The following is a 21,506-nucleotide window of genomic DNA, read 5'->3' on the forward strand; positions in this document are numbered from 1 at the left end:
TTCGACTGCGTCCATTTCGAATCGCTGCGCTGCAAGCGAGGCCCCGCGCATCATGGCACCATCCGCCCTTGCACTGCCCCTGAGCGCCCCGCAGGCGTTCCTGGGCGTGCGGCTGTCGCTGACCAACAAATTGTGGCGCGACCGGCTGGATGCGCGCGGCGCGGCGCGCGCGCTTGCGATGGTGCAGCGCTATCAGTTGCCCGAGATGCTGGCGCGCGTGCTCGCCGGGCGTGACGTCGAGATCGACGCGGTCAACGACTTCCTCGATCCGACCATCCGCAAGCTGATGCCGGATCCGTTCACGGTGACGCAGATGGAGGCGGCGGCGCAGCGCATTGCCGACGCCGCGGTCAAGGGCGAGAAGGTCGCGATCTTCGGCGACTACGATGTCGACGGCGCGACCTCGGCGGCGCTGCTCGCCTGGCATCTGCGCCATTGCGGGCTCGATCCGCTGATCCACATTCCCGACCGCATCTTCGAAGGCTACGGCCCGAACGTCGACGCCATCCGGGCGCTCGCCAGCAAGGGCGCGACGCTGCTCGTGACGGTCGACTGCGGCACCACCAGCCTCGAGCCGCTGGCGGAGGCGCGGCGGCTCGGCATGTCCGTGGTGGTGATCGATCACCATCAATGCGGCGAGGAGCTGCCGGAGGTCGAGGCGCTGGTCAATCCGAACCGGCCGGATGATCTTTCCGGCCTCGGCTATCTCGCCGCGGTCGGGCTGACGCTGGTCACGCTGGTTGCGGTCAATCGCGAGCTGCGCGGCCGCGGCTTCTGGAGCAGCACGCGCCCGGAGCCGGATCTGCTCAGCATGCTGCATCACGTCGCGCTCGGCACCGTCGCCGACGTCGCGCCGCTGATCGCGCTCAACCGCGCCTTCGTCGCCAAGGGCCTGATCGCGATGCGCCGGCGCGACCATGTCGGGCACACCGCGCTGATGGATGTCGCCCGGCTCAACGGTCCGCCCGAAGCCTGGCATCTCGGCTTCATGCTGGGACCGCGCATCAATGCCGGCGGGCGCATCGGCCGCGCCGATCTCGGCGTGCGCCTGCTCCTGGAAAGCGATATCTCCGAAGCCGCGCGCATCGCCGCCGAGCTCGATCGGCTCAACAGCGAGCGCCGGATCATCGAGCAGCAGGCCGAAGCGCAGGCCGAAGCGGAGGCGCTGGCCTCGCTCGGGCTGGAGGACAAGGGCGCCGTCATCGTGACCGCATCCGAAGGCTGGCATCCCGGCGTGGTCGGGCTGGTCGCATCCAGGCTCAAGGAAAAGTTTGCCCGGCCGGCGTTTGCGATCGCGCTCGAGCCGGGCGGCATCGGCACCGGGTCGGGCCGCTCGATTCCGGGCGTCGATCTTGGCAAGGCCGTCCGCCACGCCGTGGAGCAGGGCATCCTTATGAAGGGCGGCGGGCACGCGATGGCCGCCGGCGTCACCTTGCGCAAGGAGCGGTTGGCCGAGTTTCGCGCCTTTCTCGAAAGCGCGCTCGCCGCCGACGTCGCCGACGCACGTCACGTCAACGAGATCCTGATCGACGGCGCCATCAGCGCGCGCGCCGCGACACCCGAGCTGGTCGCGACGCTCAATCGCGCCGGTCCCTTCGGCAGCGGCAATCCCGAGCCCATCGTGGCGCTGCCGTCGCATCAGCTGGTTTACGCCGACGAGGTCGGGCAGGCGCATCTCAAGCTGCGCTTCAAATCCGGCGACGGCGCCGCCGTGAATGCGATCGCATTCCGCAGCGTGGGCCAGAAGCTCGGCAACGCCCTGGTTCAGCATCGCGGCCAGATCCTGCACGTCGCCGGCACCCTCACCGTCGACCGCTACCAGGGTGTCGAGCGCGTGCAACTGCGCGTGCTCGATGTCGCCGTGCCGGACCATGGGCCGGCGATGATCAGGTAGCAGCCCCAACACCGCTGTCGTCCCGGACAAGCTTCGACGACGCTCGCGTCGGCGAAGCGCCGATCCGGGACCCATACGCTGCAGCAGATGTTGTGAGGACGAGATGCCCACTCCGATCGTGCTTCAAACTGCTCCCGGTGGGTATGGGTCCCGGCGCGGAGGCCGGGACGACAGCGGAGTGCGGGGTGGCCGTCGCGTGTCTCATTGCAGGGCAAGTCTTTGTAATCCCGCCGCGCATCTGCGCCCGAGTGATGCTGGATCGATACCCTCATCAGAGAAGAGAGGGCGCAGGGAATGCCGGGTGAAGGCCTCACCCATGGCCCGCCTGCAAACAAAAAGCAGGCGGCAGTTACCACAGGCAAAGCCGTTTCAACCGGCATTCCCTGCGCGGAGGTCTTAACGCTTATACGCGATCTCCCCGGTGTCCGGCTTGTTAGCCACCGTCGCCCCCGGGATCATCATCTCCCAAGAGCTTGGCGCCAGCATCGGGGCGCCAGGACCACGCGATTTCACGTCCGCAACCTGCCGTTCGTCCGCGTACATCGAGCACGCTGCAACACGATCGCGGCCACCGCATCCCGCCCTCCACGTTCATGACGATCGCGAAACGTCCCTCTCATGAGGACGGGATGCGGATGTTATTTCCGATTTTCGGAACAAAAGCAAGCGGAAAGTTTGAGGGCGGGGCTGGCTGCGGCGGCCATCTGGCTGATGCTGCGGGTGAAAATAAAAAAATTGCAACGGGGCATGTTGCGTCATCGAGCAGTGGAGATCCGCGGCCATGCAGACAGAGACATCGATGGCCGGTGACCTCTGTACCGTCCGTCGGTCTTGCTCTAGCATTCTCGACATCGGTTTTGTCGAGACGGGAATGAACGTGCCAATGCGACGTCCGCTTGCCGTGCTGGCAATCCTTGCGATGGGTTGGTCCTGGGCTCAGGCCGAGCCGGGACTGCATTGGCGGACGGCAAGCCCGGACGCGACGCCCTGGTCTGCACCGATCGCACGCGAGGTGCAGGAGTTTGCGGTCGAACAGAAGCCGACAGCGATCATGGTCGTGAGGGACGACGACATTGTTGCCTCGTTCGGCGATCTCGGTGCGAAGGTCAATGTCCGGTCCGTGCGCAAGAGTCTGCTCAGCGCGTTGTATGGCATCGCCGTCGAAGCCGGCCGGATCAACCTCGACAGCACGCTTGCCGCGCTCGAGATCGACGACGTTCCGCCGGGGCTTTCGCCGGCCGAGCAGACCGCGACGGTGCGTCAGCTACTGATGGCGCGCTCCGGGGTCTATCATCTCGCGTCCTATGAGACGGGGCAGATGAAGCAGAGGCGGCCGGCGCGCGAGAGCCATCCGCCGGGCAGTTTCTGGTACTACAACAACTGGGATTTCAACGCGCTCGGCACGATCTATCGGCAGTCCGTCGACGACGTGTTCGCAAGCTTCGACAGACGGATCGGCCGGCCGATCGGGATGGAGGATTTCTCCGCCGCAGACGGCGTGTACGTGAAGGAAGCCTCCTCGTCGCATCCGGCCTATGTGTTTCGGATGAGCGCGCGAGACCTGGCGAGGTTTGGCCTGCTGTTCCTGAACGGCGGACGCTGGAATGGGGCTCAACTGATCCCGCCGACATGGGTGACGGAATCGACCAGCCGTCTCTCGGACACCGAGCAGCCCGGACGGGGTTACGGCTATCTCTGGTGGACCTTCAGCAGCGTCCGATCCGGCATCAGCGGCTATTTTGCCTCCGGCTACGGCGGACAGCAGATCGTGGTCGTTCCCTCGAAGCACCTGGTGGTCGTCGAGTTGGTCGATCTGGCCGTGAATCGGACAGGCGTCCGAACGCAGCGCTTCCTCGATCTCGTGGGCAAGATCAGCGCGTCGGTTCCTTGAGCAGGACGTCGATGGCCCTGGCGATCAACCTCCGATGCGATTGATTGCGTCGTGTTTCCGCCGGTGCGGATCGTGGCCGAACGCAAGCTGCCGCTGGCGACCGCGTAGGCGTTCGGTTCCCAGGGGAAAGGATGACGTCAATCGCGTCGGATGCTAGCGCCAGGACGGCTTCGGCAGATGATCGGGACTGAATTTTGCCGTCGGCCGGGGCGCGGGGGGAGATGGGGCGTCGTCGGACGCCGAGAACAGCAGCAACGCCTCGAACGGCACGTCGGGTGCTTCCGCGGCATAACCGGTGCACGTGACGGGCGTGCCTCTGCAGCATCCTTCGAGGCTGAGCGTCAGCTCGTCCGGGCCGAACAACGACGGCTGTCCCGGGGCATGGCGCTTCGTCTTGATGATGGCGGTGAAACGATCGCCATGGGCCTCGTAGCTTCCGGCATAGCTCAGCACGGTGTCGCCGCCGCACACCTTGCCGCCCACCAGCTCGACGATCCCGGTTCCCTGGCCTTTGGGGGTCCTGAACCAGGCCGAATAAGTGCCTTCCTTGATCATCTGCCGCAGATCCCATCGTTGGGTGGGCGCATCGTTGTGCGACCCAAATTAAGGGAAGGTGAAAACGATCGCCAGAACAGGCCGGGAACCCGGAATTTGTTCGTATACGAATGGTGGGGGGCGCAGCAGCGCATATCTCTGTGGCCTCTGCACGCCGCGCCTCGCGTGGCCGCGCCCTGTCGCGCATCGCGAGTCTCGTCATTCGCCTCAAGAAAATCATTCGAATGGACGTCGGCCCGCGTATAAGGAATGAGACCAAGGCCTACTCAAGGACCATCTGATGCCGTCCGAACCCCGCTCGCCGCGTCTGGCCGTCCTGATCGACGCCGACAATGCCTCCGCCAAGATCGTCGACGGGCTGTTCGAGGAGATCGCCAAGATCGGCGAGGCGAGCGTGCGCCGGATCTATGGCGACTTCTCCAGCCCGCGCTCGAGGCCGTGGGCCGATACGCTGGCGCGCCACGCGATCGTGCCGCAGCAGCAGTTCGCCTACACGACCGGCAAGAACGCCTCCGACATCACGCTGGTGATCGATGCGATGGACCTGTTGCATAGCGGACGCTTCGACGGCTTCTGCCTGGTGTCGTCCGACAGCGACTTCACCCGGCTGGCGGCGCGCATCCGCGAGCAGGGCATCGACGTGTTCGGCTTCGGCGAGCAGAAGACGCCGGAGAGCTTTCGGCAGGCCTGCCGCAGGTTCATCTACACGGAGAATTTGCGCAGCGACGCGGCGAGCAGCAAGGACGCGGACAGCGCTGCGGCGCCGAAGTCGCTGCTGCCGATCAGCGCGGCGACGCCGATGATCAAGAAGGTCATCACGCAGATGGAGAGCGAGGACGGCTGGGTCGCGCTCGGCGAGGTCGGCAAGCAGCTCTCCAACCTGGTCTCCGACTTCGATCCACGCACCTATGGCTGCCGCAAGCTCAGCGACCTCGTGCGCAAGACGGGCGGCTTCGAGATCGAGGAACAGTCCAAGGGCGGCGGCTCGGTGCGCATCCGCGTGAAGGCGGCGAGCGCGTCGCAGCCCAAGGCGCGGGCGTCGAGGTCCGGCCACCGCGAGGCGACGGCCAAATCGTGATCCAGTCGGTGGCAGCGTGTCGTGGTCGGAGAGAACTTGCGAGCGGCCACGAACTCAAGAGTACATTCGGCGGTGCACGGCCGCGAACATCACTCCTATGCGCGTATCGCCAGGTCGGAACATGAATCCGACGACAACGATAAGCAGCAACATTGAGCCTACAACGATCAGGGCGACGCCATAAGACTCCGCGCCGGATTCGGCCTGATGTTTGGAATTTGACGCTGCGGGTATGGAGGCGGGGAGGCTCTGGGGTAGAGACACTGGACCAACTTGCGCGACATCGATCCACCGCGCTGACCAGTTGGATCTGGTCATCGTCGTCTCGGGCGGGTCGTCTGATTCAGTGCTCGGCTCAAACGGCCGGGCGGCGGCCAACATTTCCGATCGCGCGTCGCGCCAATGCGGCGGCTGCTCCTTCTGCAGCTTGCGCTCGGCAGTTTGGCGTTCAACTCTCGCTATGTGGCGGCGCCTCGTCATTGGTGTGGCGTCCCAACAGTGGTTTGAGCCATGCCAGTAAATATGCACCGAACCGAAGTGATGACGCGCCTCGCTCTTGTTCATACACGAAGGAGACGCTTGCGATGGAGACGTCATGGTTGCCATGACGATGAGGATCAACGCGACACGCATGGCGTCGCTCCGTTGTTAGTTGATGTACACACGCATACTGATAAACATGCCGTCAGATGCTCGAAATCAGATCAAAAGAATGGGTAAATTGTGTCCAGTTGGACAATACGACTGTCCTATGAAGTTTGAGTTCCCATGGTGTAGTTCAGGGAACCTACAAACAATCCCCGCAATTCGTATTCGCCGCCCAGAGCTAGGGCACCGAAGTCAAGCCGGCGTGTGGGCGGCCAAGGTGTGACCGTGGCCGCAATCGAGGAGGCCCTCAGCCCTCCGTCATCGCGAACAACGACCAGTGGTCGTCGTACTCCGCGCCGTCGCTACGGCCGGGCCTCCGTCGTGAGCTTGTCGTGCATGTAGCGATGGACCTCTTGCTTCGCCTCGGGCGGACAGAACGAGATGAAGGGAAGATTGGCGTCTCCCGCCGGTGCGCCGTCCACGGCATCGGCCAGGTGATGCTCGTGCTTCTCCAGATGGACGCAGGTCCGGTAAAGGCCCAGATACAAGGCCTGGAACGAATCCACGCCGGAGATGGCCATTTCGAACGGGTTGCCCAAGCCGCGAATTTCAATGTCACAGTACCAGGATCTCGGTCCGGCCCGTCTGGGCGCGGACAGTCTGGCGACGACGGCGGTGTCCGTCGTCACATCGCGCAGCACACGCTCGGCGACGACCTCGGTCAATTTCGTCTCGGGTACATTTTCCGGCGGCACCGACGGGATCGGACCAGGCAGGGCGTCGAGCAGCTCGCGGTCGCGCTCGGTGATGAAGCGCAAAGCCTCGGTCCGCGTTTGCGGAAAGCAGCAGTCTGCGATCAGCGGGACATCGACGTCACCGGGGTCTCCATTGAGGAAGGCGAGGCTCCCCTCGTCCTCCGTAAGCAGCCTGCAGAGGAGTTTCAGCCCCAGACACAGCGACTGAAACGAGTCGACACCGCTGATCCACTTGTCGACGGGGCTCTCCAACCCCTCGATGGCAATCCTGCAGCGCCACTCGAAGTCGTCGACCCGTTCGGGCGGGAACACCCGCGCGGCGACATCGTTGCCTGTCGCCACATTCCGGTAGGTGCGCTCGGCCACGATCATCGTCATTGCTCACTCCGGTCGATAGGTTCCTGATCCCGATGAATTCGTGCGGCGAGCGGTAAGCACGTATGCGCGATCCGACCCGCGCGGACGGCCGTCAGCCGCCTTGCCGCAGCTTCGCCAGCACCTTGAGCCCGCCATAGCCGTCGGCCGGCTGGAGGCCGGCCTTGGCCTGGAAGTCGCGGATCGCTTTCATGGTGTCGTTGCCGACGCGGCCGTCGGTGCCGCCGGTGTCGAAGCCGGCTGCGGTCAGGCGCTTCTGCATCTCCTGCACCTCGGCCAAGGTCAGCGCGCGCTCGGAGCCGGGGAAGGGCTGCAGGAACGGCGGTGCCCCCAGGATGCGGTCGCCGAGATGGCAGATCGCGAGCGCGTAGCTCATGGCCGGATTGTAGGACTTCACCGAGTAGAAGTTCGGGCCGAGCAGGAAGGCGGGGCCGCCTGCGACCGGGATCCAGAGCTGCGCTGACGCACTGGGCTGCGGGAACGGCTGGCCGTCGGCGCGGGTGACGCCGGCCGCCTGCCACGCCGCATAGCTGCGACTGCCAGACATGTTGCCGGGCGCGCGCACCTCGTAGCCCCAGTGCTCGCCGCGGTGATATTTGCCGCGGTTGACGAGATAGCGCGCGGTCGAGCCGAGCGCGTCGTCGGGCCGGCCGAACGGGTTGATCTTGCCGTCGCCGTCATAGTCGAAGCCGACATTGAGCCAGACCTCGGGCATCCATTGCGTGTGACCCATGGCGCCGGCCCAGGAGCCGCGCATCTCCTCCGGCGTGCTCCAGCCGCGGTCGACGATCTTCAGCGCATTGGTGAGCTCGGTCTCCCAATAGGCCTTGCGCCGCGGCTCGTTCCAGGCGAGCGCGGCGAGCGCCGGAAACACCGGGCGCATGTGGTTCTGCTGCACCAGGGGATCGCCGAACGCGGACTCGACGCCCCACAGCGCGAGAAGCGTACCGCGCTCGACGCCAAAGTCCTTCTCGATGCGGGCGAACAGCGCCTCGTTCTTCTGCAGCGCGATCTTGCCGTTGATGACGCGCCAGTCGGAGACGCGACGGTTGATGTATTGCCAGAGCTGCTCCTTGAACTCCGGCTGGTTGCGCATCTCCTTGAACACGGTCATGTCGGGCTCGAGCCGTGCCATGACGCGGGTCCAGGTGGCGTGCGAGATGCCCTTGGCAAGCGCGCGGGCGCGAAAGCCGTCGCGCCAGGTCTCGAATTCGGCTGGGGCAGCCGCTACCGGCAGCGCGGGGACGAGCAGCGCGGCAGCGCCAAAGCCGGAGCGGAGCAAGGCGCGGCGGGTCATGGAATCGGGCTGGGTCATGGCGCCAGTCTACCCGGTCAGGGCGGGGCGCGGCAAAGCCTTGGGAGCGGCGGGAACCCGCTAGGCGCCGTGGAGGTCGGCGGCGACGTGCGCCAGCCAGCGGCGGATGGTCGCGAGCTCGCTCCGTTTCAAGCCGCGGGCAAGCCTGCGCTCGATGATGGTGGCCTGCCGGCGCGCCTTGGCCAACAGCGCCAGCCCGCGGCGCGTCAGGCTCCATCGCAGCATCCGACCATGGACGGGATGCGGCGTGCGCTCGATGGCGCCGTCGCGTTCGAGATTGCCGATGATCACGTTGACGGTCTGCGGCGTCAGCAGCGCGACGCGGGCGAGGTCGGCGCCGGACAGCCCGGGATAGGCCTTCAGCATCGTCAGCACCACGAATTGCGGATGCGTCAGCCCGGTCGCGATGAGCGCGCGGTCGAGCGACAGCCGCGCCGCGGCCTGCGCCTGGCGCAGCAGATAGGCAAGGTAGCCATCCTCGCCGCGCTTGCCCTCGCCGGGCGATGGCGGGCGGGCCGCCGTCCTGGGTCGAGTCTGGGTTTGACTCCTGGGCCGACGCGCGGGGCCAGCCTTTCGCGACGCTCGCGAGGTCGTCAATTCCGGTGCCTTGCGCATATCATTAGAGCCCTGATAAGTTGTCAGACATCTGATAACATGAGAGACAGGCACATGTCACATGCGCGCAGCGAGTACACCGCGTTCCGGAGCCAGGCGCCGGAGCTTTACGATGCCATCCTTGCGGTGAGTCAGCAGGCGGCGAAGGCCGGCCTCGACAAGCAGTTGCTCGAACTCGTCAAGATCAGGGCGTCGCAGATCAACGGCTGCGCATTCTGTGTGCAGCATCATGTGCTGCTGGCCGAGAAGCTCGGCGTGTCCGCCGACAAGATCAATCTCGTCGTGGTGTGGCGCGAGGCGCCGCAATTCTCGGCCCGCGAGCGCGCGGCGCTGGCGTTCACCGAGGCGCTGACCACGCTGCAGGGCGGCGTCAGCGACGAGGTCTATGCTCAGGCCCGGGCCGAATTCTCGGAAACGGAGCTGGTGTTCCTGACGTCGGCGATCGGCGTGATCAATCTCTGGAATCGCTATGGCGTCGCCTTCCGCTGGACGCCGGCGGAGCGGCCGGTGCGGGCGGCTTCGTGAGTTGTCCGGAACCGCAGCACGGCCCGGCGGGTTATACGCGGGAGGCAGAGGAGGCGCGCATGACCGGGACGGACGAACCGCTCAAGCCGGAGGATTTTCCGCTGGAAGCCGACAAGGAGCGCGTGCAGCGCCAGGACGGCAAGCCGATCGCAACGACGAAGAACGAGGCGATGGCGCAAGAGATTGCGGATCGTCTCAACGCCGAGGAGCACCGCCGCGAAGAGGACAAGTGGTCGGCGTGACTTCTTGCTCCTTGGCCGTCTCCTTGAGTTGCAAGAGACACATGCCGCTTGCAGTCAGCTCGAACTGATCAGCAAGGGGGCTGCGCTCAAAACGGATTCGCCGGCTGCGCCCGCTGGGGACCTTCCGGCTTCGGCTCGACCGCGAGGCTGGGGTCGGTCGGCATCACGCGCGCGCCGGCGGCGCGGGCGACCTGGCCGGTCATCGAATGCCGTGCCGCCTCGGCGGACTTGATTTCCGGCGGATGCCAGCGGTCGCGCACCAGCATCGTCAGCGCGCCCACGCAGAGCAGCGCAATCGCGGTTGAAACGAGCGCGGGTCCGGCTCTGCGATGCGGGTTGGCTGTCATCATCTGCGATCCTCCTGACCAGACAACCCGGAGCGGTGGGTCTCGGTTCCGGGCCCGCCGGCGATCAGTTCCGGTCGCGCCCTGCGGCGGCGTCGGCCGCTGGTCCGAGCGGTGACGATCCGAGTGCGCCGGTCGTCGACGGCGGCGACGCGGCGATCTCCTCCAGCCCGACCTCGCGGCCGCGGCCGCCGATCAGGCGCTCATAGGCTGTGATCAGCGTCACGTAGGGATTGACCCAGATCCAGCCGTCGCGCGTGAACAACTGGATGTCGAAATGCAAATGGCGCGTGGTGCCGTTGGGATGGTCGAGATAGTTCGAGACCACGCCGATCGGCTCGCCCTCGCGAAGGCTGCGGCCGTTGAGCAGGCCGTCGGCATCCATCGCCGCGGGGTTCATGTGCATGTAGCGGAAGCGGATGTGCTCGGTGCCGCTGTTGACCTGCACCGTCACCGCCTGCTGCCGGGTCGAGCGGATCACGACGCCGTCGCGCACGGCGAGCACGCGCTGCCGCCACGGGTTGCAGCCGTCGGCGCCGTCGCGGCGCACCGGGCAGGCGCCCGGCCTGAGATCCTGGCCCTGATGGCCGAAGCCGCTGGCGCACTGGCCGACGTTGAAGCTGCGCGCCTCGCAGAAATTGTCGCGCCAGGGATACTGGCTCCATGGCTGGTCGAATTTGTCGCTCGCGCGCCGGCGGCCGAACGACTGCGAATGCACATAGGCCGGCGCATCCAGCGGATAGCGGATCTGCGAATAGACGGTGCGGTCGGCCCGCCCGCTCCGGCCGCGTCCGCCGCTGTTGGCGACGATGTCGCCAACAGGCCGATAGGTGAAATCGGCATCCAGCGCGAGCGGGCGCTCGGCGGCGAGCGGCGCGATCTCCGGCGGGATTCGCGACGGCTGTCCGCCGGCGATGCGCAGCGCCTTGAGAAAGCGTTCGGCGATGGGATAGGCCTCGCGGCAGGCGAGCCGGCGCGGCCGCGGCGCGCTGTCCAGGCACTGGATCGAGACCACGTAGGGCACGCCGAAGCGCGTGAAGGCGTAGCGGACATAGCCCTCGCGGATGAAGCGGCGCAGATCGGGATATTGCGCTGACAGCGCCTTGACGCCTTCGCCCTTGCCGCCGGCGGGATCGGCGACATCGTAGGTGAGGAGCGAGCCGGTGATCTGGATCTCGACCGGCTTGGCGAAGACGCGCGGCGGCAGGCCGGAGGCCGTCTCCGGCGGCAGCGAGAACACGGCGTCGTAGCCGGACGGGCCGGCATCGAACAGGTCGGTCTGGAAGTCGGCCTGATAGCGCGGCAGATCGCGCGCCGCGATGGCGGCGCTGCGGCGCGCAGCGAGATAGGACGCGGCGTCGAACGGCAGCAAAACGGGGACCGGACTGCGTCCGATCCCCGTGAAGATGGTCGAGGTCACGCCGTTGAGCTGGACCAGCGCGGGCCTGCGCCGCGCATCGCCGGCCGAAACGCTGCTCCGGTGCGCGGACAGAGCGAAGTCGGCAGCGACCTCGGGCGCCGCGTTGAGTTCGGAGCGGAGCTGCTCCAGCGCCGCGCGCCAGTCGGCGCGGTTGATGGTGAGGGCGGGCGGAGCAAAGTCATCGGCCGCGCGTGTCGTGGACGGCGCGGCCAGCGTGATAATCGCCGCCAGGGCGGCGATGAGTGTGATGACCCGTGCCCCCAAATCCCCCGCGCCCCCCGGCGTCAGATCCTCGAGATGCCTCAGTCCTTGGCGCGCTCGCAGTAGGAGCCGTCCTCGGTCATGACGACGATGCGGGTGCCGACCGTGATGTGCGCCGGCACGCCGGTGCGAACGCCGTTGGAGAGCACCGCCGGCTTGTAGGACGACGACGCGGTCTGGCCCTTGGTGACCGGCTCGGTCTCGACGACCTCGAGCGTGACGCGCTGCGGCAGCGTGATCGCCACCGGGACCACGTCGTGCATCGACAGCTTGACCGTCATGTTCTCCTGGAGATAGGCGGCCTGGTTGCCGACCACGTCCTTCGGCACCTGGACCTGGTCGTAGGTCTCCGGGTTCATGAAGTGGAAGCCGTCCGCATCCTCGTAGAGGTACGTGAAGTTGCGCTCCTCGATCGTCGCCTTCTCGACCTGGTCGGTGGTCTTGAAGCGCTCGGAGATCTTCACGCCGTCGCTGATTCGGCGCATTTCGATCTGGCTGACCGGGGTGCCCTTGCCGGGATGGATGTTCTCGGCGGTCACGACGACATAGAGCTTTCCATCTTGCTCAATGACGTTACCCTTGCGAATAGAGCTGGCGATGACTTTCAAAGCTGTTTTCCTGACACTGAAAAGGGGGCGCCGGACCAAGCCGGGGCGCCACGCGACGCGGAATGCGGTTTCGGGCGGCAACATACTGATTTTGTCCGGGGTTGCCAGTCTTTTGCGGCCCGAACGGGCGACCTCCTGATGTCTCGGGAGCCCGCGCCTTCGCCCTGGTGGTCGCCGCAGCGGCACGCCGATGTCAGGCCGTTCCTGCTGGCCCGGACCGCCATCACCAGGGCGTTGCGGGCCTGGTTCGACGAGCAGGGGTTTACCGAGGTCGAGACCGGCATCCTGCAGGTGTCGCCGGGCAACGAGACCCATCTGCACGCACCGCGCACCGACCTGACGGCGCCGGACGGAACCCGGCACCGGCGGTATTTTCGAACCTCGCCGGAATTCGCCTGCAAGAAGCTGCTGGCGGCCGGGGAGCGGCGGATCTTCGAGTTCGCCCGTGTGTTCCGCGACCGCGAGCGCGGCGACCTGCACCTGCCGGAATTCACCATGCTGGAATGGTATCGGGCGGAGGTGCCCTACGACGCGATCATGGCCGACACGGTCGTGGTGATCGCCCATGCGGCTCAGGCGACCGGAATCCGGCGGTTCGCCTTCCGTGGCCGCACCGCGGATCCCTTCGCCGAGCCAGAGCTGCTGACGGTTGCCGGCGCGTTCGCGCGCCATGCCGGGATCGACCTGCTCGCGACCATCCGCGACGGTGCGGGCGACCGTGGGGCGCTGGCCCAGGCCGCCGCCGGCAAGATCCGGATCAGCGACGACGACACCTGGTCGGACCTGTTCAGCAAGGTGCTGGTCGAGCATGTCGAGCCGCATCTCGGGCAGGGTCGGCTCACCGTGCTCCATGAATATCCGGCGCCGGAGGCCGCGCTGGCGCGGGTGGCGGCCGACCCCCGCGTCGCCGAGCGGTTTGAGGTCTATGCCTGCGGCGTCGAGCTCGCCAACGGCTTCGGCGAGCTCACCGACGCCGCCGAGCAGCGCCGCCGCTTCGAGCAGGAGATGGCCGAGAAGGAGCGCCGCTATGGCGAGCGCTATCCGCTCGACGAGGACTTCCTCGCCGCCGTGGCCGCGATGCCGCAGGCGAGCGGCGTGGCGCTCGGCTTCGACCGCCTGGTGATGCTGGCGGCCGGCGCCACCAGGATCGACCAGGTGGTGTGGACGCCGCCGGCAGGTGAGCGATGAACAGAATCGAACGTCCGACCACGTTGCGCAGCGCCGAGGATCTCGTCGCGCAAGGACTGGCTGACGCGGCGGACCAGCCGGCGCTGGCGCGCGTGGCGCAGCGCTATGCCGTGGCGGTGACGACGCATCTCGCCGACCTGATCGACGTCGACGATCCGAATGATCCGATCGCGCGCCAGTTCGTGCCCAGCACGGATGAGCTGAAGGCCGCGCCTGGCGAGCGCGGCGATCCGATCGGCGACGATTCGCATGCGCCGGTGCCGGGCATCGTGCACCGCTATCCCGATCGCGTGCTGCTCAAGCTGGTGCATGTCTGCGCGGTGTATTGCCGCTTCTGCTTCCGTCGCGAGATGGTCGGGCCCGGCAAGGACAATGCGCTGTCGGAGGAGGCCTATCGCGCGGCGCTCGACTACATCCGCGCACATGACGAGATCTGGGAGGTGATCCTCACCGGCGGCGATCCGCTGATGCTGTCGCCGCGGCGGCTGAAGGAGATCATGGCCGATCTCGCCGGCATCGATCACGTCAGGATCGTCCGTATCCACACCCGTTTGCCGGTCGCCGATCCCCAGCGCATCACGCCGGCGCTGGTTGACGCGCTGAAGGCGCCGGGCGCAACGACCTGGATCGCGCTGCATGCCAATCATCCGCGCGAATTGAGTCCGCCGGTGCGCGCGGCCTGCGCGCGGCTGATCGAGGCCGGCATTCCCATGGTCAGCCAGTCGGTGCTGCTGCGCGGCGTCAATGATGACGCGGCGACCCTGGAGGCGCTGATGCGCGGCTTCGTCGAGACCCGCATCAAGCCGTATTACCTGCACCATGGCGACCTCGCGCCGGGCACGGCGCATCTGCGCACCACGCTGGCGCAAGGGCAGGCGCTGATTCGAACGCTACGCGGCCGGGTGTCCGGCCTGTGCCAGCCCGACTACGTGCTCGACATCCCCGGCGGCTACGGCAAGGCGCCGGTGGGGCCGCAATACCTCACTGCGGATGAAACTGTTGAGCAGGATCATGCGGCAGCTGCGCAAACGCGCTATCGTGTGATTGACTATTGCGGTGAGGCGCACCTCTATCCGCCCGCCGCGGGATGAAGTGTCCTGCCGATTCCGCTGACACGGAGGAGCAACATGAAGAAATTTGCGATCGCGATGGGGCTCCTGATGGCCGTCACCGATGGCATCGCGCTGGCGCAGAGCGGCAGCGGCTCCTCCGCCGGCACCGGATCGAAGAGCGGCATGCCGCCGCAGGCGCCGGTCGGCCATCGTCAGGTGCGCCCCAGCGACCTGCCGAAGGCCGAGCAGGCCGAGGACAATTCGATGAGCGGCACGACCAAGGAAGACCGCGAGCTCGATCGCAAGATCAAGGGCATCTGCCGCGGCTGCTGAGCGCGATCTGCGGCGCGCCCGACGCGCGCCGCTTGATCGGTCGTGAGTGTTACGCCGAGCGCTCACGCGGAGAGTTGCGAAGCGCCGCACGCCGGGCGGCGACGGCTTCGGCGAGCTGCTCCAGCACCTCCACCGTCGTGTCCCAGCCGATACAGCCGTCGGTGATGCTCTGGCCGTAGGTCAGTGCCACGCCCGGCTTGACGTCCTGGCGTCCCGCGATGAGGTGACTCTCGATCATCACGCCCATGATGCGCTGCTCGCCTGCGGCGAGCTGGCGGCCGACGTCGGCGGCGACCAACGGCTGGTTCTCCGGCTTCTTGCTCGAATTGGCATGGCTGGTGTCGATCATCAGCCGCGCCGGCAGTCCGGACTTGATCAGCTCGGCCGCGGCCTGCTCGACATGGGCGGCGTCGTAATTGGGGCCGCTGCCGCCGCGCAGGATGATGTGGCAGTCCTCGTTGCCGGTTGTGGCCGCGATGCCCGAACGGCCGCCCTTGGTCACCGCCATGAAATGGTGCGGGTGGGCCGCCGATTTGACCGCATCAGCGGCGATGCGGATGTTGCCGTCGGTGCCGTTCTTGAAGCCGACCGGGCACGACAGGCCGGAGGCCAGCTCGCGGTGGATCTGGCTCTCGGTGGTGCGCGCGCCGATCGCGGCCCAGGCGACGAGGTCGGCGATGTACTGCGGCGTCGTCATGTCGAGGAATTCGCATCCCGCCGGCAGGCCGAGATTGTTGACGGCGGACAGCACGCTGCGCGCGAGCCGCAGGCCCTTGTTGATGTCGAAGGAATTGTCGAGGCCGGGATCGTTGATCAGGCCTTTCCAGCCGACGGTCGTGCGCGGCTTCTCGAAATAGACCCGCATCACGATTTCGAGGCGGTCGGCGAGGCGCTCGCGCAAGGCGGCGAGGCGGCCGGCGTAGTCGACCGCCGCGTCGGGATCGTGGATGGAGCAGGGGCCGACGATGACCAGCAGGCGGTCGTCGCTGCCGGTCAGGATGGCATGGATCGCATTGCGGGCGGCCATCACCACACGGGTGGCGGTGAGGGTGCGGGGGATTTCACCCATCACCTCCGCCGGCAGGCTCAATTCCTTGATTTCCTTGATACGAAGATCGTCTGTGGTGCTCAGCACGGCGGGCTCCTGGGTCTCTTGGGTGGGCACCTGCCGGCAATAAAAAAGCCGCCAGGTCTGGCGGCTCGTTCGGATATCTTGCTGCAATGTGTCAGATTGAGCGCGATCCTCCCGCCGCCAGCGAGCTGTCGTAGCTAAAGTACCAATAAAAGCTGGTGGCGGCGTTGATCATGCCCATCCTATAGCGGCCGCGCGGCCGCTTGTCATCCCGAAAATCGAGCCCTCCGGCGTCAACCGTTGCGCGCGGCGAGCGCCATGCCGATCATCGAAAGCCCGCCGAACAGCAGGTTGATGCCGACCAGCAGACCGATCGCCCACAACGCCGTGCCGGGCAGACCGGAAATGATGATGCCGGCGATCGCGATGTCGACCACGCCCGAGATTGCCAGCCACGACCAGCGCCCGGACAGCTCGCGGCGGTGCTCCAGCGCATACATGATGGTGGCGACGCCTTCTGCGAGAAAATAGACGCCGATCACGATCGTTAGCGTCACCGTCCCCTGGACCGGCTGCGCCACCAGGATGACTCCGGCGACGATGGCGAGCACTGCCGACAACAGCGACCACCAGAAGCCGGGCATGCCGCGGGCCCAGAAGGTGAGCGCGAGTCCCGCGATGCCCGAGATCAGGAACATCCAGCCGAGGAAGATCGTGACCGCGAGGCTTGCCAGCGGGGTGAGGATCATCGCGAGCAGGCCGAGAACGGCGAGCAGGATGCCCTCGATCAGGAGGGCCTTCCAATGCGCGCGCACGGCTGCGCCCATCTGCGACTTCATGCGCTCGAGCTCGGGCGGAATCGTATCCTGGGGAAGGGTCATGATCGTCACTCCGGGCAAGCTCACGCGCTTAACGCCGCGGCCGCCTGCCCACGCACATGGTGAGGACCTGCGGCCCGGACAAGCGCGCAATGCGCATTTGGTTGCTCTGCCGGCCCCGCGATGCCGGGATTATGCCGTCGTCCGAATCCGGTTGCGACCGAAAACATAGATCGTCGTTGTGACAATCAGAAGGGCCATCCCGACGATGATCGCGGTGAGACCGAGGGGAACCAGAACCGCGGCGACATTGCGGTCAGGGTTGAGCAGCCAATGCCGGATAGAGGTCAGCACGAATCCGAGCCCGACGAAGCCGGCGGCGCCGCCGAGCAGGAGCAGCGCCCACATCCTGCGCAGCTGGCTCAGCCTTGCCCGCGCCACCTCGGTGCGCGGCGTGTGGTGATGGGCGACGCGGCGCACCAGCCGCACGGCAAGGGCGATCGACGAGAACCCGATCAGCACGCTGATGCCGCCGAGCCAGAGGCGCGCGGCGGTGTCGAGGGTCGATGCCCGCTGCAGCAACAGCAATGGATAGTCGAAGGCCGCATGCAGCATCACGGGTGCGGCCAGCACCAGCGCCCAGCTCGACAGCCGCGCCCCTTCGCGATTGTGGCGGTTGGCGCCAAGCGCCGTACTGGTGCGGGCGATCGCGAGATAGGCACCGGCAATGATGCCGAGCGCGCCATGAAACGGCACGGTGAGCACGCTGCGCAGCACCGCCAGCGAGCGCCACATCTCGGCATGCTGGACGAGATAAGCCAGGTTCTCGTAAGCCGCGAAGCCGAGCCCGACGGCGGCACCGTAGAATACCGTGTCCATGGCATTGCCGACCTGCCGGCGCCGCGACCACAGCGCGGCGATCACCGCGACCTTGGCGAGCTCTTCCGGCAAGGCGACGCCAAAAAGGGCCCGGACCGCCTGGGCGATCCAGGGATTCTCCAATGTCAGCCCGACATGCTGGAACGGCGTCCTGATAATGCCGAGCAGGAGCACGCTGGCTGCCCCGAGCAGGAAGGCGGTCCAGATCTTGAGCGGAGGGCCTGAATTGTCACCGGCGGCGACCACCAGCCAGAGGATCAGCAGCGCGGGCGCGATCGCGGCGGTGCCGATCACGGTCGCGAGGGCTTCGAGAAGGTTCATTTGCGATGGCAAGTAAGCCATGGTCTCCGATCATCCAATGCGGCGGGGCCGAACCGACCCTCCACCACCCGCGCGGAGAATGGATTTGATATCGGTCCGTGGCCGCACGGCAAGATCTACATGTCGGCAGAATGAGCCGCCCTTCAAGGGAAAGAACCCCGTCCGGGGGCTCGATTGGGGGAGGGACCGCTGCAGGGCCGAGTGCAGCCGCCGTCGGCTGCCGCCCGGCTGGTCTCAACGGGGCCGGGAGGCTCTCGGCGCCGTCGCATCGCCGCCGCGCACCGGGGCCTCCTGGCGCGGTTCGACCGGGGTCCAGGCGTCGGTGCGGGAGGTGGTTGGCGCCTGGGCGGTCGTCGGCGTTTCCACGCAGCTCAATCGTGGTGTCGGGTCGGCCACACGCCGGCATTCCAGACCTTCAGCGAAAGCGGCCTGACTGATCGCGCACGCAACCAGAACAATCGAAAGAACTCTCATGGTGCCCCTCGGAGCAGGCTTGGGTCGCCCGTGATGCAGGCTCGACTCGGTCGTGCCATTCGATGATGCCCAGCTTGGCCGCAAAAGCGTGCAAATATTTGACCATTCTCGCCGTCATTCAAAAATTCTTCCGAAATTCGCGCGTGCATTCCATGAGTTGCAAGCGATGCGAGCGTTTTTCGCTGGCGCAAACGCGAAGCCCTTTCGCTCCGTTGCGGTGCCAAGGCGCGGCAGCCGGCGCCGAACTGCCATTTGCCCCCAGCTTGCTCGGCATGGGCGGCCGGGCGGGCTTGATGCGGCAAAGGGATCATGGTCGGTTGCCGCGATGAATTCGCCGTCTTGGTCAGCTTCCGACAGAGCCTGTGGTCCACGCTATCGCCGTGGCTGGGTCGACGACGCCGTGGCGGCCATCGAGGCCGACCAGTGCCGGACCGCCGACACGCACTTGATCCGGCTGATCGTGCCCGCGCTCGCCGGCATCGACATCTACCTGAAGGACGAATCGACCCACCCGACCGGGAGCCTCAAGCATCGGCTGGCCCGATCGCTGTTTCTCTATGCGCTTTGCAACGGCCACATCCGGGAAGGCACGCCCGTGGTCGAGGCCTCCTCCGGGTCGACAGCGGTATCGGAAGCCTATTTCGCGCAGATGATCGGCGTGCCGTTCTACGCGGTGATGCCGCGCACCACCTCGGAAGAGAAGATCGCCGCGATCACGCATTACGGCGGCAATTGCCATCTCATCGATGACGGCCGGTTTCTCTATGCCGAGGCGGCCGCGCTCGCGAGCCGGCTCGGCGGCCATTACATGGACCAGTTCACCTTCGCCGAGCGCGCTACCGACTGGCGCGGCAACAACAACATCGCCGAGTCGATCTTCAACCAGTTGCAGGGCGAGCGCCGTCCGCTGCCGGAATGGATCGTGATGGGCGCGGGCACCGGCGGCACGTCGGCGACGATCGGCCGCTATCTGCGCTACCGCCGGCACCCGACGCGGCTGTGCGTCGCCGATGTCGAGCATTCGGCCTTCTTCGACGCCTTCTGCAACGGCGACAGCGCCCGGACGTGCGAACGGCCGTCGCTGATCGAGGGCGTCGGCCGTCCGCGCTGCGAGCCATCCTTCGTGCCGGGGGTCGTGGATCGCATGATGAAGGTGCCGGATGCCGCCTCGGTCGCGGCGATGAACGTCCTGACGCGGCGGCTGCGCCGGCCGGTCGGCGGCTCGACCGGGACCAACTTCCTGGCGCTGTGCCGGCTGGCGGCCGAGATGCGGCAGGATGGACAGAGCGGCTCACTGGTCACGCTGATCTGCGATTCCGGGGAGCGCTATCGCCAAACCTATTACGAGCCGCAATGGCTCTCCGCGCGCGGTCTCGACCCCGCGCCGTACGAGGCAGCTCTGTCCGCCTTCCTCGACACCGGTGCGCCGCTGCGGCTCGAGGTTGCCGATGCGGAGAACCCGCTGCGCGCCTGAACGCCTCCGGCGGGCGTCGCGGACCGCGGCGAGCGGCATCCGGATGCCCGGCATCGTGCGCGATCCCTGATCTGGATCAACGAAGGACGCGACGGATTGCGCTTTGGTCCGACCCCGAACAGGCCTCCAAGGGCGCGCCGGAACGCAGGTTCGGGACGCGAGCAGGGGAAGGACGGATCAGGTGATGAACTACGACAGCTATTTCGACCGTGCCCTCGACCAGTTGCACCAGGAACGGCGCTATCGCGTCTTCGCCGATCTGGAGCGCCTCGCCGGCCGCTTCCCCAGCGCGATCTGGCATTCGCCGGAGGGGCCGAAGGATGTCGTGATCTGGTGCTCCAATGACTATCTTGGCATGGGCCAGCATCCGAAGGTGATCGGCGCCATGGTCGACGTTGCCGCGCGCATGGGCACCGGCGCCGGCGGCACCCGCAACATCGCCGGCACCAACCATCCGCTGATCGAGCTCGAGCGCGAGCTTGCCGATCTCCACGGCAAGGAAGCGGCGCTGGTGTTCACCTCGGGCTACGTCTCCAACGAGACCGGCATCTCGACCATCGCGAAACTGCTGCCGAACTGCCTGCTGCTGTCGGACGCGCTCAACCACAATTCGATGATCGAGGGCGTCCGCAAGGCCGGGAGCGAGAAGCAGGTCTGGCGGCACAACGACCTCGCCCATCTCGAAGAGATGCTGCGGGCGGCCGATCCCGACCGTCCCAAGCTGATCGTCTGCGAGAGCCTGTATTCGATGGATGGGGATGTCGCGCCCTTGCACCGGATCTGCGATCTCGCCGAGCGCTATGGCGCGCTCACATACGTCGACGAGGTCCATGCGGTCGGCATGTACGGCCCGCGCGGCGGCGGCATCGCCGAGCGCGACGGCGCGATGGCCCGCATCGACATCCTCGAGGGCACGCTCGCCAAGGCCTTCGGCTGCCTCGGCGGCTACATTGCCGCCAATGCCAATCTGATCGACGCCGTCCGCTCCTATGCGCCGGGCTTCATCTTCACCACAGCCTTGCCGCCGCCGGTTTGCGCCGCCGCGACCGCCGCGATCCGCCATCTCAAGACCTCGCAGTGGGAGCGTGACCGGCACCAGGACCGGGCGGCGCGGCTCAAGGCCGTGCTGAACGCCTCGGGCCTGCCGGTCATGCCGTCCGACACCCACATCGTGCCGGTGCATGTCGGCGATCCCGAGAAGTGCAAGACGGCGTCCGACCTGCTGTTGTCCGAGCACGGCATCTACATCCAGCCGATCAACTATCCGACCGTGCCGCGCGGCCTGGAGCGGCTGCGCATCACGCCATCGCCTTACCATGATGACGGCCTGATCGACGCCCTGGCCGAGGCGCTGGTCGACGTCTGGGACCGGCTCGGCCTTGCGCGGGCGCCGCAGGCGCTGGCCGCGGAGTGAGCCGTTTCCGCTGAC

The 21,506-nt window shown here is 66.7% G+C and carries 21 protein-coding genes; 10 read left to right on the top strand and 11 right to left on the bottom strand.

Features of this window, described 5'->3' with window-relative positions:
- Positions 1-52: 52 nt before the first annotated feature.
- Together recJ and ACQR03_RS05410 are read left to right on the top strand one after the other, a co-directional pair.
- Positions 53-1,894, top strand: a complete 1,842-nt coding sequence (gene recJ / locus ACQR03_RS05405) for a single-stranded-DNA-specific exonuclease RecJ (RefSeq protein WP_434841027.1) — start codon at positions 53-55, stop codon at positions 1,892-1,894.
- Positions 1,895-2,777: 883 nt separating this feature from the next.
- Positions 2,778-3,785, top strand: coding sequence for a serine hydrolase domain-containing protein (locus ACQR03_RS05410; RefSeq protein ID WP_434841028.1), 1,008 nt, complete (start codon positions 2,778-2,780; stop codon positions 3,783-3,785).
- A 153-nt stretch (positions 3,786-3,938) separates the two neighbouring features.
- Here ACQR03_RS05410 and ACQR03_RS05415 read toward each other — a convergent pair whose 3' ends face one another.
- Entirely contained in the window at positions 3,939-4,340 is a 402-nt protein-coding gene (locus ACQR03_RS05415; RefSeq protein ID WP_315751655.1) for a hypothetical protein, read from the bottom strand.
- A 280-nt stretch (positions 4,341-4,620) separates the two neighbouring features.
- On the opposite strand from ACQR03_RS05415, the gene ACQR03_RS05420 reads away from it, so the two are divergent.
- Positions 4,621-5,418: an NYN domain-containing protein gene (locus ACQR03_RS05420; protein ID WP_315751654.1), complete on the top strand. Its 798-nt coding sequence runs from the start codon at positions 4,621-4,623 to the stop codon at positions 5,416-5,418.
- Positions 5,419-5,472: 54 nt separating this feature from the next.
- Here the strand turns inward: ACQR03_RS05420 and ACQR03_RS05425 are convergent, their stop codons facing one another.
- The 4 genes from ACQR03_RS05425 to ACQR03_RS05440 all read right to left on the bottom strand — a co-directional run bounded on the left by ACQR03_RS05425 (position 5,473) and on the right by ACQR03_RS05440 (position 9,066).
- Positions 5,473-6,051 (bottom strand): hypothetical protein, encoded by a 579-nt coding sequence (locus tag ACQR03_RS05425; protein ID WP_315751653.1) that lies wholly within the window; start codon positions 6,049-6,051, stop codon positions 5,473-5,475.
- Between the two features lie 317 nt (positions 6,052-6,368).
- Positions 6,369-7,139: a DUF6968 family protein gene (locus tag ACQR03_RS05430; RefSeq protein ID WP_434841029.1), complete on the bottom strand. Its 771-nt coding sequence runs from the start codon at positions 7,137-7,139 to the stop codon at positions 6,369-6,371.
- A 91-nt stretch (positions 7,140-7,230) separates the two neighbouring features.
- Positions 7,231-8,451 (bottom strand): lytic murein transglycosylase, encoded by a 1,221-nt coding sequence (locus tag ACQR03_RS05435; RefSeq protein ID WP_434841030.1) that lies wholly within the window; start codon positions 8,449-8,451, stop codon positions 7,231-7,233.
- Between the two features lie 60 nt (positions 8,452-8,511).
- On the bottom strand, positions 8,512-9,066 hold the full coding sequence (locus ACQR03_RS05440) for a MarR family winged helix-turn-helix transcriptional regulator (protein ID WP_434841031.1): 555 nt from the start codon (positions 9,064-9,066) through the stop codon (positions 8,512-8,514).
- Between the two features lie 54 nt (positions 9,067-9,120).
- Between ACQR03_RS05440 and ACQR03_RS05445 the strand changes: the two genes are divergently transcribed.
- Complete coding sequence (locus tag ACQR03_RS05445) at positions 9,121-9,591, top strand: carboxymuconolactone decarboxylase family protein (protein ID WP_315826897.1); 471 nt, start codon at positions 9,121-9,123, stop codon at positions 9,589-9,591.
- A 59-nt stretch (positions 9,592-9,650) separates the two neighbouring features.
- The gene (locus ACQR03_RS05450; RefSeq protein WP_315712101.1) at positions 9,651-9,833 is read left to right on the top strand and encodes a hypothetical protein; all 183 of its coding nucleotides are present in this window, start codon (positions 9,651-9,653) and stop codon (positions 9,831-9,833) included.
- 86 nt (positions 9,834-9,919) lie between these two features.
- On the opposite strand, the gene ACQR03_RS05455 is transcribed toward ACQR03_RS05450, so the two are convergent.
- From ACQR03_RS05455 to efp, 3 genes are all read right to left on the bottom strand, one after another.
- A complete protein-coding gene (locus tag ACQR03_RS05455) occupies positions 9,920-10,183 on the bottom strand; it encodes a hypothetical protein (RefSeq protein ID WP_315712100.1) in 264 nt (87 codons plus the stop codon).
- Positions 10,184-10,244: 61 nt separating this feature from the next.
- Positions 10,245-11,861 (bottom strand): M23 family peptidase, encoded by a 1,617-nt coding sequence (locus ACQR03_RS05460; protein ID WP_434841032.1) that lies wholly within the window; start codon positions 11,859-11,861, stop codon positions 10,245-10,247.
- Positions 11,862-11,899: 38 nt separating this feature from the next.
- A complete protein-coding gene (gene efp, locus ACQR03_RS05465; protein ID WP_315712097.1) occupies positions 11,900-12,466 on the bottom strand; it encodes an elongation factor P in 567 nt (188 codons plus the stop codon).
- 138 nt (positions 12,467-12,604) lie between these two features.
- On the opposite strand from efp, the gene epmA reads away from it, so the two are divergent.
- The 3 genes from epmA to ACQR03_RS05480 are packed head-to-tail and all read left to right on the top strand — an operon-like array spanning position 12,605 to position 15,039.
- Positions 12,605-13,654, top strand: coding sequence for an EF-P lysine aminoacylase EpmA (epmA, locus tag ACQR03_RS05470; protein ID WP_315751647.1), 1,050 nt, complete (start codon positions 12,605-12,607; stop codon positions 13,652-13,654).
- The gene (locus ACQR03_RS05475) at positions 13,651-14,745 is read left to right on the top strand and encodes a lysine-2,3-aminomutase-like protein (RefSeq protein WP_315751646.1); all 1,095 of its coding nucleotides are present in this window, start codon (positions 13,651-13,653) and stop codon (positions 14,743-14,745) included. Before epmA ends, ACQR03_RS05475 begins: the two co-directional genes overlap by 4 nt.
- Before the next feature lie 36 nt (positions 14,746-14,781).
- Complete coding sequence (locus ACQR03_RS05480; RefSeq protein WP_315712092.1) at positions 14,782-15,039, top strand: hypothetical protein; 258 nt, start codon at positions 14,782-14,784, stop codon at positions 15,037-15,039.
- A gap of 49 nt (positions 15,040-15,088) precedes the next feature.
- On the opposite strand, the gene ACQR03_RS05485 is transcribed toward ACQR03_RS05480, so the two are convergent.
- From ACQR03_RS05485 to ACQR03_RS05495, 3 genes are all read right to left on the bottom strand, one after another.
- Complete coding sequence (locus ACQR03_RS05485) at positions 15,089-16,174, bottom strand: 3-deoxy-7-phosphoheptulonate synthase (protein ID WP_315751645.1); 1,086 nt, start codon at positions 16,172-16,174, stop codon at positions 15,089-15,091.
- 230 nt (positions 16,175-16,404) lie between these two features.
- Positions 16,405-16,992, bottom strand: coding sequence for an HdeD family acid-resistance protein (locus tag ACQR03_RS05490; protein WP_316202033.1), 588 nt, complete (start codon positions 16,990-16,992; stop codon positions 16,405-16,407).
- A gap of 129 nt (positions 16,993-17,121) precedes the next feature.
- Positions 17,122-18,150, bottom strand: a complete 1,029-nt coding sequence (locus tag ACQR03_RS05495) for a PrsW family intramembrane metalloprotease (protein WP_315751644.1) — start codon at positions 18,148-18,150, stop codon at positions 17,122-17,124.
- Between the two features lie 778 nt (positions 18,151-18,928).
- Here ACQR03_RS05495 and ACQR03_RS05500 point away from each other — a divergent pair.
- Both ACQR03_RS05500 and hemA read left to right on the top strand, forming a co-directional pair.
- Positions 18,929-20,077: a PLP-dependent cysteine synthase family protein gene (locus ACQR03_RS05500; RefSeq protein WP_315712086.1), complete on the top strand. Its 1,149-nt coding sequence runs from the start codon at positions 18,929-18,931 to the stop codon at positions 20,075-20,077.
- Between the two features lie 184 nt (positions 20,078-20,261).
- Positions 20,262-21,491 carry a 5-aminolevulinate synthase gene (gene hemA, locus ACQR03_RS05505; protein ID WP_434841033.1) on the top strand — a complete coding sequence of 410 codons (1,230 nt, stop codon included), beginning with the start codon at positions 20,262-20,264 and terminating at the stop codon, positions 21,489-21,491.
- Positions 21,492-21,506 lie beyond the last annotated feature (15 nt).

Source organism: Bradyrhizobium sp. HKCCYLS3070 (assembly GCF_051167575.1).
Classification (GTDB): domain Bacteria; phylum Pseudomonadota; class Alphaproteobacteria; order Rhizobiales; family Xanthobacteraceae; genus Bradyrhizobium.